This is a genomic window from Ekhidna lutea (assembly GCF_900188325.1).
GTDB classification, from domain to species: domain Bacteria; phylum Bacteroidota; class Bacteroidia; order Cytophagales; family Cyclobacteriaceae; genus Ekhidna; species Ekhidna lutea.
In genome coordinates, this window is the sequence record NZ_FZPD01000004.1 from 436,171 (window position 1) to 449,415 (window position 13,245).

Annotated in this window: 10 protein-coding genes and 1 pseudogene; all 11 read right to left on the reverse strand. The window is 39.6% G+C overall.

Annotated elements, in window-relative coordinates; all coding sequences use genetic code 11:
• Positions 1 to 1,151 precede the first annotated feature (1,151 nt).
• A complete protein-coding gene (locus tag CHB71_RS13105) occupies positions 1,152 to 5,189 on the reverse strand; it encodes a restriction endonuclease subunit S (RefSeq protein WP_089357371.1) in 4,038 nt (1,345 codons plus the stop codon).
• Positions 5,190 to 5,978, reverse strand: a complete 789-nt coding sequence (locus CHB71_RS13110; protein ID WP_089357372.1) for a nucleotidyl transferase AbiEii/AbiGii toxin family protein — start codon at positions 5,976 to 5,978, stop codon at positions 5,190 to 5,192.
• On the reverse strand, positions 5,975 to 6,838 hold the full coding sequence (locus tag CHB71_RS13115; protein WP_221406727.1) for a type IV toxin-antitoxin system AbiEi family antitoxin domain-containing protein: 864 nt from the start codon (positions 6,836 to 6,838) through the stop codon (positions 5,975 to 5,977). Before CHB71_RS13115 ends, CHB71_RS13110 begins: the two co-directional genes overlap by 4 nt.
• Positions 6,835 to 7,482 carry a P-loop NTPase family protein gene (locus tag CHB71_RS13120; RefSeq protein WP_089357373.1) on the reverse strand — a complete coding sequence of 216 codons (648 nt, stop codon included), beginning with the start codon at positions 7,480 to 7,482 and terminating at the stop codon, positions 6,835 to 6,837. The genes CHB71_RS13115 and CHB71_RS13120 overlap by 4 nt, the downstream gene beginning before the upstream one ends.
• A 67-nt stretch (positions 7,483 to 7,549) precedes the next feature.
• Positions 7,550 to 7,948 (reverse strand): hypothetical protein, encoded by a 399-nt coding sequence (locus tag CHB71_RS13125; protein WP_089357374.1) that lies wholly within the window; start codon positions 7,946 to 7,948, stop codon positions 7,550 to 7,552.
• 14 nt (positions 7,949 to 7,962) lie between these two features.
• The gene (locus CHB71_RS13130) at positions 7,963 to 8,238 is read right to left on the reverse strand and encodes a helix-turn-helix domain-containing protein (RefSeq protein WP_317043984.1); all 276 of its coding nucleotides are present in this window, start codon (positions 8,236 to 8,238) and stop codon (positions 7,963 to 7,965) included.
• An 85-nt stretch (positions 8,239 to 8,323) separates the two neighbouring features.
• Positions 8,324 to 9,145 (reverse strand): annotated as a pseudogene (locus tag CHB71_RS19025) (RteC domain-containing protein).
• Positions 9,146 to 9,355: 210 nt separating this feature from the next.
• A complete protein-coding gene (locus tag CHB71_RS13145; RefSeq protein WP_089357377.1) occupies positions 9,356 to 9,568 on the reverse strand; it encodes a heavy-metal-associated domain-containing protein in 213 nt (70 codons plus the stop codon).
• A gap of 136 nt (positions 9,569 to 9,704) precedes the next feature.
• Entirely contained in the window at positions 9,705 to 11,120 is a 1,416-nt protein-coding gene (locus tag CHB71_RS13150) for a DUF5689 domain-containing protein (RefSeq protein ID WP_144017421.1), read from the reverse strand.
• Positions 11,121 to 11,177: 57 nt separating this feature from the next.
• Positions 11,178 to 12,179, reverse strand: coding sequence for a zinc-binding dehydrogenase (locus CHB71_RS13155; RefSeq protein ID WP_089357379.1), 1,002 nt, complete (start codon positions 12,177 to 12,179; stop codon positions 11,178 to 11,180).
• A 24-nt stretch (positions 12,180 to 12,203) separates the two neighbouring features.
• On the reverse strand, positions 12,204 to 13,235 hold the full coding sequence (locus CHB71_RS13160; protein WP_089357380.1) for a ferredoxin--NADP reductase: 1,032 nt from the start codon (positions 13,233 to 13,235) through the stop codon (positions 12,204 to 12,206).
• Positions 13,236 to 13,245: the final 10 nt, after the last annotated feature.

Sequence of the window (13,245 nt, forward strand, 5' to 3'; positions counted from 1 at the left end):
TTAGATTTACGTTTCTTATTTTTCTTCTCTTCCAATTTACGAAGAATCTTTTCTTGTTTAAGTGCTTTAATATCCCTCGTTGGAGATTTTAAACTTTTCTCTCTGGCCATAATCATAAATTTTTAGGTAACAGCCGATATGCCTCATGGACTAACATGCGAAATTCCATACAACGAGTAATGTCGCGTATGCCAACCGGTAATCAGCTTTAAATTAAATATGAAATCAGGATGTAATGAAGCACACTCGTGGGTGCTTCATAGAGAGAGGAAGATGATTTTATCTTTACTGAAATCAGTGTACATTTTATTCAATTTAGAGGTTGAAACAAATTGCTGCTTTCATGATCAATTTAACGTCGTTTAAGTAAATAGGTAAATAGTGATTATTCCTGATTTTATCTGCGATAAATACGGAGATTCATAGAGGATTGTCCTTTTTAGATTACCTCATACTAATTATTTGATTGTTGTAATAGTCGTTACGATCTAGTTTACAATGCTCGAGATATAAATCAAGGGTATCTGAAATTCTCATTATTTTGTTGATAGTTTAATTCAAAAACGTGAACCTAATGCAGGTAAAACAGCCTTGAGCTAGCGGCTGGTAAGCGGCTGCAATGAACGGAACGCAGTGGAGTGGTTTGCGGTCCGTCTGTGCGGCGAGCCCCCGCGAGTGCGAGGGAAGCCTGACAGGTAAAGGCCGATCCCGATAGCTATCGGGAGAGGACGACTGGCAGTGTGGATCAGCTTTGGTTCCCGCAAGGGTCTGCGGGACAGGTGCGGGTTGGTTGTGCGGCTGATCCAGTCTGACCGAGCTTAGCGGGCGAGCATAAACACTGGGCAGTGATGGGCTGGCATGTGGCTGGGCGTTGAAGGGCATAGCTGATTTATGAATTTGGATGGGTAACTAGGAGGCATTCATAAATGGCTATGCAAGGGATGGCCGGAAAGCCTGATGCCAGCACAGAAAAACTGCCCGTGAGGAAGAGGACAGCCAAAACAGGAGGCATGACAGACTACCGCACTAGCGGTACTGTAAGCGACAGGTCTTTACTGCAATCCGTAGGATGATAACAACTCTGCAGTAATGACCTGGAGGTCTGGCGTGACTGCTGAAAGGCAACCGATGACGAACGCCGCTTTACCTGCTTATTTTTTCTTTTTGTAGCTACCTTTTGAATCTGCAGCGATTGCTAACTTCTCACCCTTTACTTTTCCTTGCAAATAGGATTTTATTACCTCCTCTTTCCTTTTGTCAACTCCATCAATGACCTTCTTAGCAGCTTCAATTTTGGCTTCTAATTTTGAAAATTTGGTAACATATTTCTTTTGCTCAGTTAGACTATCTGGGATTGGAATCTCAATAGCCTTCATCTTCGTGGCGTTAATATTTGATTGATTGATTGATTTAGATGCTTGAGATTTAGCATAAGTCTGAAATTGATCCGAATTCATCAAATGATTGACATATTCAGGAATTGCCTTTTTTCTATCAACCTCAATTCGTATTAAGTATGATGCATAACAATAATTGCCATCCAAATTGAACAAGCCAGTCTTTCCTACATGTTCTATCGAGTTGGTACGATTAAAAAGTATATTGCCCTTTGACAATTTGTATTTCTCAAACTCTTCTTTCGGGATATCCACATGTTTCATATTTCCGTTATCGAACATGTATCCCTGGATGATCTCATTCATCCTGAAAATTTTATACCCTTTACCGTGAGTATTCATGCTGTCATTTATCCCATATTGAATTTTTTCACTCAGACTATCTATCGATTTCAAAGGAAAACCTGATGAATATATTGTCAAGTAAATTCCCTCCATTTTTTTAATTGAAGAGGCAATTTCCTTTTCAGCTTGATCCTTCTCAGAATCAATTGACGAGCACGACTTTATAAGCTCCCTCTGAGTTTCTAATGGAGGTAAGGGGATTTTAAAATTCCTGATGTCAGTGGTATTTATTTCTTTGTATTTGGTTCCCGAAGGCACTATTGACAAGATTTCTGACTTCAAGTAGTTTAGGACATAATAAAGATATTCATAATCAATTTTTTGTGGATTGCAGATGAAATTCTTATAACCTTGATTGGTCGCTAATGGAATCTTGTTAATGGAAATTTCACCTATTGTTGCTCGACTTGAAAAAATCACCGAATTAATCGGAAGGAGTTTAGCACTACTATTCTCAAGTCCTTCTTGAGTGATTTTCTTAGTCGTTTCATGTATATACTTCTGCTTGGTATCAACAAGAGTTGCCCAATTAATAGACCCATTATTCCAATAAGATGAAATCTTAGTGTTTGGTGTTCCTCCGCTTTCAACATCAGCCACACTTTCCAATTTAACGAGAGGCCAAACAGTATCTATGTTAACTGAGATACTCGGAATCAATGCAATCGATTTGTTAAAATCAGCTCTTCTAAAATCAATAAGATCAATAAGTGATGAATGAAAAACACTCTCTGAAAGATCTCCCGGTATTAGAGGGTTCAATAAGTTGTAATTGTTAATTATCAACTGATTTATCTTTTCTGGATTGTACTTATCATTCGGGTCATAGAGTGGAGTTGTGATATTATTAAGATTGAAGATATTGCTCAGCACTCGCTTATCCTCATCATCCAAAACCACATTTCCCTCATCCTCGTCATCGCCTTCCAATTTATCCAAAGTGACTCCACCGAGATACTTTATGCCTTCATTTCCCTTCGCCGCGCTCCATTCATAGCCCAAAAATTCTTTCATTTGAGAGGTTGTGTTAGGGCTTTTTACAATGAGAACTTTCTGTGGGTTGGTGTTTGCAAGAACGAAATAGTATACCTTGTCTTTTTCGTTTTCGGTGACGTAACCAAGGAAGCGCTTTTGTAACTCAGCTTCCTTCTCTTCTTTGGACAAATCTTTGAATGACTTCCTTTTCTTTAGGTTTTTGATTTCAGCCCACTTCTCAAATTCTTTTCGGTATTCTATAAATATTTCAGAATTCAATAGAGAGTCATCTGGCTCTCCCTTTAGTAAGGTTTGGTAGTCTTTAAAATCAAACTCCAGGTGTTCACAATATTTTTTGAGCAGGTTCTCATCTTCGAATAGTCCATCCTTGGATTTATCGTAATTGAACCATGCGTTAACCCTATTCATGTAATGATCGGCTGGTGCAGGATTTTCCTTTTTCCTTCTTAAAAAAAGCGTGACTGTATTAGTCCCTGTCTTGCCAAATGTTCCACTTCCAAACTCTGAGATAGCTACGATATCAAAATATTTCAAAAGAATCTCCCGAGTAGCAACATAAATGTTGGTCGATTTGGATGTGCTCTTAGCTTTACCTTTTGAAAGGATGGAAGATGGAACGATAATACTCGCAACACCTCCTGGTTTAAGTAATTGTTTCGCTCTTTCCAGGAAGAAAGTCTCAATACTGTTGTTATTAGGATAGCTCTTCTCTCCAACAGTTTCTATCAAATCGAATTTCTTTCTTTCTACATCAGACAGAGTTTCCAAATAACCCTTTACGCTATAAGGAGGATTAGCCACCAAAACTGAAAAACTCCCGTCCTTAATATTTCGATCATTCATCTCCTTACCAGAGGAAAGTGCATCAGCATATACAATATTGATGTTATCCTGCCCATACATAAAGGCCGATACCTTAGCCACTTTAGATAGCCGGTATTCCTTCTCCACTCCATAAACGTTTTCATAGAAGTCACTTAGCTTGGCTTCCTTTTCTTTCTCGACGATAGGCTTGATTTCTTTTGCATACTCGTTCAAAAAATGACCTGCTCCACAGGCAAAATCAATTACTTTAGGAATTTCATCTCCTTTGGTTATTATTGATTCAAGTGGCAAAGACTTCAGGATAAACTTCACGATAGGCATTGGTGTGAAAAACTGACCCTCCGACTGTTTTACACCCTGATCCAAAAAACCCTCGAACATATCTCCCAAGAACTGATTCTCTTCACTGGCTGATTCACTGTCTGTCTTCAATCTTATGTCTTGAAGCATCTGAACTATCTTCAAAAGGATTGAGGTATTTTGAAAGAACAACTTTTCGTTGTGGACGTCTATGAAACCAAAATCATTGTTATTGAAAAACTTGAGCTCCTTGAAATATTTTTTAATTGTGTCTTTAGTCGCATCAGGATCATTCTTGAAGAAATCAAAAGCCTTGTCTATCTGATCCGTACTTATATAAACTACATCCTCGCCCAGGAATCTTTGCATACCTATTTGATACAATCGTTGGAGCCTGTCAATGAGACTGAATTGATCATCATATGCAATTCCTTTCCAATAGAATTTGAGCTCTTCAGGAAATTCGGTCTCATCCACAATTTTGCATAGAAACAGATTTACTAGCTTATCAAATGCATTTTCCCTCCCTGACACATTATGCTGTCTAAGTATAGTTGCAAACTCATGATACTTGCCCTGGATATCAGTACTCGAAATCGTATTTAGATCTTTGATTGTATACTTTGTTTTTCCAACCTCATACGCCGGGATGTCTTCTTCGAAAATTCCCTTTGTCGCATAGTCTTGACTGTAAGTTTCTTTCCAGGCTTTGAAAATATCTTCAGCATCAAGTCCTTTGGCCTTTTCGTAAGAAAGCGGTGACTTACTGGAAAGCTCATCAAGTAATTTGATGTTGTCTTTGAGTGTGATGAGATAGTAGTAAGGAGCCACTTTTCCATCTATAAAATCAGATGCATACAAACAAATAAACTGTGTGCTTCCAGCTTGCTTTGCATAAGTGACAAGTTGACCTCCATTGGTCAGAGTCTTTTTCCAGGCAGTATCAAACTCCTTACCAGCTGTCTTGCATTCAATAATTAGCAACGACTTTCCAGTATTGTCTTTGATCATTATATCAGCTCGCCCACCACTAGCTCCATGTCCTACTTTCCACCTAGGTTCGAGCTCAATGTGTTCTGGCTTATAACCCTTCTCCAATAACCTGTGAACACATTCAAAAACGACAAAATTTTCATCATCGGAGAAATTGCAAGTTTGGCGTTCGTTGACTTTTAGTCCTTTGTCTTCAGGGTAGATGATTTTTTCATTCTTAAAATCGACCTTTAGAATTACATCTAGTTCCTTAAATTCTTTGATTAGTAAATCGTCAGATTCAGTAAATCCAAGAATCAATAGCGTGTCCTTAAAGTTGTTCTTTGTAATCATCTAGAGTTTTGAAATAATTTCTTCTTTTAACCAATTAAAAGCAGCGTCCTGGTCATATTCAACCCCTGGTCTTATCAATCCTTCCATGTCACCCAGGAAATCTTTATCCTCTTGCTTTTGCTCTATATTTTGAAGGAATTGCTTAGCTGAAGGTGGGTGATCTACTGAAAATTCCATGTACTTGTGATAGCACACAATTAGTTTATCAAGATCCAACTCTGTGTTTTGAGATGCATAATACAAGTCAAATAAATCCCTCCCCTTACGCCGCTGGTACAGTGCCCTAAGTTTGGTTCCAAGTAATTCGTTGATGTCATAGGTTGTGATTTCTGCATTGCCTGAAAACCATGGATTCTCTAACTCAAACGGATATTTTTTCCATCCAACCACAGTAAAATGCTCCCTACAGTTGATCTCAACTTTTAGACGCAACCTAATCTCCGAATACTCGGCATTGAACCGATATAGGATTGTGTTATTATTGGCTTTCTGCTTTACAACTCTGTCCTCGTCAAAAAAAGTTATAGACTCAGCAAGTGCATCAAGAATGGGTTTGATTGGTCCTGGGTTTATCTGAACCAAATCAATATCTTCTGAATAACGAGGAGCCGGATCCAGGTAGAGTTTATGCAATGCTGTACCTCCTCGAAATGCCAGATTCTCTTTGAGGAAATCATTATTGAAAATGTCAACCAATGCCCTACAAATGATCAGGTCTTGTTCAACATCATCCATTGATGTCCACGGAGCATAATCCTTCCATTCTGCAATATGAGATTTAGGTATCATAGGTCGCTTTCGAGTTCAATGTTTGCATCCACCTTCCATCGATTTCCAGTGCTGCCTGCTTTTATCCCTTTCCTTGCGCTAAGCAAGACAGGATAAAAATCTTCATTCTGTAAACGAGTATAGATTGATTCAGCTAGCTGTCCATTCCATCCTTCAGTTTCAAATAAATAGCCCATGCGTTGTAAGACGCTTTTATTGGAGTACCAACTCAGCAGATTATTAAGATCTGATAATTCGATGGATTCCGATAACTCCTCAAGGATTGCCAACATTCTGTTCATTCCACCCAAGTTGTGTTGGTTTTCAATTAAGTCGACCATGGTCAATGCCGGTGATGAAACCATGAAAAATCCTGCGTCCGACTTTCGTTGAATGATATTATTAGCCGGCCAATTGGTGAAATTGAAAAACTTGATTTTGATGTTTCCTTTTGAAATGTCCCTTAAAGCAGGTGGTGTAGTAATCACATAATCCTGCTGCACACGCTGATGAGATGCACCGTAATAAGCGGCTGCTGAATAAAATCCCACGTAATACGCTTTGTCCAGGTAATTGAATAATTTATCAACGTATAGATCGATAGGTATCTTCTTAAAGTGTTGGAAGCTGGGTGGTATAATCACATAAAACCCTTTTCTAAGATTTATTAGTTGATTATCGGAGACCAATCGCGCGAGTTCCTTTTTAATCGAAGAGTCTGGAGCAGCCGTCTTTTCGAGCAATTCTGCCCGTGAAAAAGCATATTGCTCATAAGATTGTAATTCGCGGATAAATGATAAAACAGCTCCCATGGTTAGTTTTCTGTTGCGAAAGGTACCAGAATTTGGAACTGTTCGCAATGAAAGACTAATATTTTTCATCTTCTCTTGTCATAGCATCCACGGTCAAATGAAATCAAATTCATCATCTCTCTCAATCTACTCCTGACTCTTGATCCATACAATTTCTCGATTTCATCACTATCCAGATTGGTGGTGATATGAGTGAGCATCTTATGCGAAATGAAATAGTCGTATCGAGAGAGGAGGATCTCAGTCATCACGTTACAGTCATTGCCGAAATACTTCAGACTGTTCTCAACGCCTAGATCATCAAAGCAGTAATGCTTTGGAATCCACTCGTCTGTTTTGAATTTGAATGACCGGTCGCTGTATTTCTCAATCACCTGGTAACCATTCTGAATGAAGTCATAGGAGATTTTTCGAGTGGATATTATCAGATGTTGATCATGCTGAGAACGAATGAATCGCATGATATTCATGAGTGAGGTTTTGCCACAACCAATCGGACCCATGAGGAGGATGCCTTTGGCAAGATCTATATCGAGGAGGTTGGCGTTTTCCTGGTCGCGAAAAAAATAGGTAAAGAGCTTGAAGATGATCGGATGATCCTCCTCGATCACTTTGAATTTCGGACCATAGATTTTTTTGCCTGTTTTTTCCAGAAAAGAAAGACACTCATCGAAGTAGAATTTATTTGACTTATATGTAATGGTTTTGGGCATATTTAGAACTTATTCAAAGGCCTTATTAAAGATACCGGAACAAGTCCGGAAAATGACGGCCTTTGGGTTAAAGCGGTTGGTCATAATTTTTTTTCAAATTGGAATCACTGTTTACTTGTTTAGACTGTTTATTACTGTTTATATAAGGTCGCAGTACCCTTTCACCACCTTTATCAGTACCCTTATCACTACTATTATCAAAAGTGAACAGGTTAACAGTGCTTCCTTTGAGCGGATTGTAAGAAGGATGATATTGTAAGTAGCCCCAACTGTCCAGGTCTTTCATGCACTTCGTGTAAGTGTTTGTGGATCCAATTTTGGATAACCTCATTACCTCTGATCTAGCTACTGACAATGGATTCCTGAAGCGATTCATATTCCATAACTGGAACAAAGCCAGGTACAAGCTGATGTGACTTGGGTTTAGTCTTTGATCAGCTTGTACTTTGGCGAACCAGTTGTTCATGTGATGGATGTAATTCAAGCGTTATTGAATTTGTTCTCCTCTAGCATTTTCAGGATGTCCTGGTAATCATAGTAGATCACTCCACCAATCTTTGTGTAAGGAAGCGTGCCATTGACACGTAAGTTTTGAAGGGTTCCCGGAGAGATCTTCAACATCTTCCGGAGCTCGCTGGATCTGAGCCACTGCTTAGTTTGAGTATTATCTTCTGATAAGACTTGTCTGATATCCTGGAGAAGTTCCATTTTGAATTCTCTTAGATCATCTGTTGTAATAATTGTTGCTGCCATCATTTGTTTGTTATTGATTTTCGATGGACAAAGCTGTTGTGACTTGTGATCCTTTATTCACAACACAATCCCAAGTTGGGAGAAATAATTATAGGTTTTCCTGCCTGATCTTATCTAATAAGCTGGTTTTCAATTCATCCAATAGTGAATTGGGGTTCTTTTTTAACTTGATATCGGTATAAAGCCGATAGTAATTCCCAACATCGATATTCAAGGCCTTCTCCATAACCGCAAAGGAATGTTTGAGGTCTCCTTTTAGCTTTCCTGCAGCATGGAGGGCATATACAAGCTCAACCAGATCAGTTTTGGAGCCGTGCCAGTCGAGTGTCTTTTGAGATTCCCAACTTGGGTCCAATGTTGGGTTCTTCAAGGCGAACTTCTAATTCTTTAGGAACTGCAGATATCTATCAGCTGCCATCAGGCATGAAAGTGTTGGGTCGGCTGGTGAGCTGAAGTCCGGATCACTCGGATACTCAAAACTTGCATGAAGTTTTGGACTGTAATCCTGCTTGGTAAAATACACATGGTCCAGATGATCAGCTTGCATATTTATGTAGCTCCTGAACTCACAATGTTTCATCATAAATGAGGAGGCTTTCTCCATACACTCGTTGATGAATTGTCCTTTGAGTTTCTTACTTCCTCTTGGGCGCTCTTTGTAGTAGTTCAGCACCTCCAGGTTGAAGTGAAGTTCTGAAACAAACTTGGGCTTTACCGATTTGAAGAAATGTATTTGCTTCTCACTTGTATCAAGTGTTGCATTGAAATAGAGTTTTCTGAGTGTTTTGTTTAGTTCCTGGCAAAGTGTGATTTTGAGTGAGCATTTATCGATAGGTGAATTATTGCTGTTTTTTATTTCCAATAATCGATGCTCTAACTCACTGAGTAAGTCAAAACAAGGGTTATCCAATGTTTTATGTGATTAGGTTGATAATGGTACGTGAAATTAGAAATTCAATCACATAACTTGATACGTTTTGCAGAATAAAAATGCTATTTGTCTGGATTTGTAACGGTTGGGAAGAAACGGTTCTATGCTGAACCTATATCATCTGAATATTTGGAAGAAAAAGGACAGCAGGAGCCGCCCTTTTAACTAACCTAACCTAATCACTAATTCTCAGTTCACTTTTTCAGCGATATATCCTGCCTTTTCCACTGCTGCGATCACATCACTTTCCGATGCTCCAGCAGTTTCCACAGTCAGAATCTTATTTGGGTTCATGATGTCCACTTCCCATTTTTCAATGCCGTCGGCAGCATTGAGGTGTGGAGTCACATTTGCAAGGCAACCGCTGCACTTGATAGTTGTTTTGAATTTTAACGTACTCATTGTCCTTTATTTTGATTTATAATTTTACTTCAAATTTAGTGTTGAGATTCACCGTCCCAATTACAATTTTTCTTCTTTGGTTTACATAATTTCAATTTCTAAAAACTAACAAGAGAGGCTCCCTGGTTTCATATTATTACCTGATGATGTCGGTGCTAAAAACCTGAGGCTGCAATCGTCCCCAGTCGCCAACGATCCCAACCACCGATACTTTACAATCCGGCAATTGATACTCTGCAAATTCTGCCCCTTCGTAAGTTGTCAGTAGTGCAGATCTTCCAGATGTATCGGAAAATCTTTTGCTGCCAAGAAAAGTTGCTAAATTGTTGGCTTCAGGAAAACTGATACCATCAATTCGCACCTTCTTTCCCTCGAATGCTCCGGTATGCAATTGTTCAATGGAAATGGTTTCTGCGGATACCTGTACATATTCATCCATAATGACACCTGAAAGATCATTTATCCCTGTTATAGCTTTCTGATCATTAATCACCTGACCACTACCGTCTTTCAAGTTTAATCTCACACGGGTGCCATAAGCAAGCTTATTGGCGGAGCTGAACATCAATGCAATACCTGCTGTTCCGTCCTGAATGTATGCCACCCGATTATGAAGAACATTGGTCGAGGAAGTGATCACCCCTTCGATGTAGTAGTCTTCACCTAACCAAAAATCTCCTGAAGATTGGTCAAATCGATTTCTTAGCTCTGCAATGGAGTTAACAGAAACTTCAAGGTCGTCATCTTCTTCTATTCGAATCTGCAAAGATGAATTTGAACCTATTGAAATCTGGGTACTACCAACCAGTGTGAATGCCAGCTCATAACTTCCAAGAATTCTGTTATCATTTACAGGCTCCAATTGAAAAGATAAACTAGTTGCTCCAGGCAAAACTTCTAAAGCAATTTCATTTAAAACAACAGCTGGAACTGATTGGTAATTTTTATCATATTCAATACCTGTTGGATGCTGAACGCTAATCCTGATAATATCAGATTGCGTTACGGTTCCGCAAATTGGTATATTAATGGTAGTTGATGCTCCGATTCCTTCTGATAGCACAACATAAGAATCTGTGAAATTTACAACAGCAGTAGAATTTGCTGAATCTAAATCTGGCAGAATTACAAAAGTTGATGTGCTTTCTCCCAATACAAATCCATTAGATGGATTCTCTAGCCAGAATTCAATTCCAAGTGTATTTGTACTTTTAGATTCCAGACGTATAATCATGAATTCTGCATATTCATCCCCATCATCAATATCTAAGGTAAATATCCCATTGCTTACAATTTGATTAAGGATGTAGTCCTGATTGTGTTGAGCATCGCCTCCCAACCGAATGTCTACAGTTCCCTTTTGATTTGATTTCTTGTCCAGACGCACCCGAATCATTGCAAGCTTTTCTATACTGCTAAAAGCAACGGAGTTACTTGCAAATTCAACAGAAGAAACCTGCGTTGGATTTTCATCAACAATTAGTTCCTCTTCCATACAACCTAGCATCCCTACCCCTAGGACAGAGATCGCTATCAACGATTTAAATCGCATATTTATTTGAGTTAAAAAAAATCGAATTAGAGTATCACCACTTCTTTATTATTGATATTACTCTAGGAATTTGATGATTATTTTCCCGAAATGATTACCAATGGCCATCCTGGAAAATCCATCATTTATTTGAGTTAAATCAAATTCTGAGTCAATGACCGGAGCGATTTTTTTATCAGACACCAACCGGATCATCCTAGCAAACTCTTCATCATTGCCCATGGAAGTACCATGAATGGATAATTGTTTCCAGAAGATGGTTGCCGGATTCAATGCCGTTATTTTTCCCGCCGTTCTGCCGAATAGTACTATGCGGCCTCCCGGATTTGCCAGTTGTGTCAAATCAGCAAATCCGTCTCCAGCCGCACTGTCAATGATCACATCAAAACCTCCTGCTTCAGAACGCAATTGTTGACTCCAGTTCTTATCCTTATAGTTGACACCTCCTTTTGCTCCCAAATCAATGGCCTTGGCAATTTTCCGGTCATCACTCGAGGTTACAAATACTTCCGCTCCAGAAGCCAGTGCAAAATTGAGGGCAAACAGTGCCGCACCTCCTCCGATACCTGTAATCAGAACCTTGTTTCCTTGCTGATATTCTCCTCGAGTAAATAGTGCCCTGTAGGCCGTGAGACCCGCCAATGGCAGAGCCGAAGCTTCTTCAAAAGTGAGAAGAGCAGGCTTCAGTGAAATGTATTTTTCCGGCACACTGATGTATTCAGCAAAAGTGCCGCTGGTCGGGTGACCCAAAATTTCATATGTTTCGCCCTGAACCCTTGGATTCGGACCCCAATTAATCGAGGGGTTGATAACGACTTCATCACCTACTGAGAATTGGCTTGCAGATTCACCTAATTTATGAATAACCCCGGCACCATCGGAACCCAAAATGATAGTTTCCTGATTACCCAGACTCCTTTCCTGAAGTGACCAAAGCTCGTGATGATTCAGTGAAGCTGCTTTTAGCTTCACAAGCACACAACCTTCCGTGATTGTTGGTATTGGAATTTCCTTAATTTCAAGCGAATAATTTGTTTGATTGACTATTGCTGCTTTCATGGGCTTTTGTATTGAAGTTTAAGCTTAATAGGAGAGTTTGAGGACGTCTGATTCCGGAAACCCTGAACATAACAATACATAGCCCTGATCCAATTCATCACCCGGTAAAGCATAATTGGTTTTCATGTCCAGTTTACCCGAGAGTAATCTGACTTTGCAAGCCCCACACATAGACTCCAGGCAGGAATGTTTCAATCGAAAACCAGCATCAAAAGCTGACTTTAGTACGGACTGATTTCGATTGGCACTGAAAGTGACCGGTGCTCCATTGAAGTTCTCAATGATTACCTCAGTGAAAGCCTCCTCATAGTCAGCAGCATTTTCCCCAAACCCTGACCCTACAAATGCCTCCGTTTTAATCCTTTCATCCAGCACACCGAGATTGATCAAGGCTTCCTGAGACATTTTCATCATGGAATCAGGTCCGCAAATGAAGGCTTCAGGATTATGCTTCCAATAAGTATCCATATACTTCTGAAAGTCCTTTGGATTCAATCTTCGATAAATTCCATTATCAAGCGTTTCATTATTGTTTTCCGATAGAAAATGAGTCACTTTCAGGCGACTTTCATGTTGCCTTTCGAGTGAATCCAATTGATTTCTGAAAATAATTGAATCAGCATTTCGATTTGCATAAAAGAGGCTGATAATGCTGTCTGGCTCATTTGCGAGAATCGTTTTGAGTATCGAGTAGAGCGGAGTGATCCCACTTCCTCCAGCCACCATCAGTATCTGACGTCCATTTTTAGTGGATGTAGTAAAGCGACCGTTTGGGGTGCTTACTTCAATATTATCTCCGGGTTTGAGTTGGTCTCCCAGATAATTGGAGGCCAATCCCCCTGGCACACGTTTGATGGTAATGCCGGGATTTTCATTGAGATATGGGGAAGTTGAGAAGGAGTATTGCCTCACAACTTCCTCACCTTTGATGTCAAGGAAGAAATTCAAAAACTGACCAGGTTGGTACTTTTCTATCTGTGGATGTCTCTCCAGCACAAGAGTAAAGGCCTCCCTGGTTTCCTGAATGATCTGTTCGATTTTCACCTGCACTTGCATGGCTGTACTG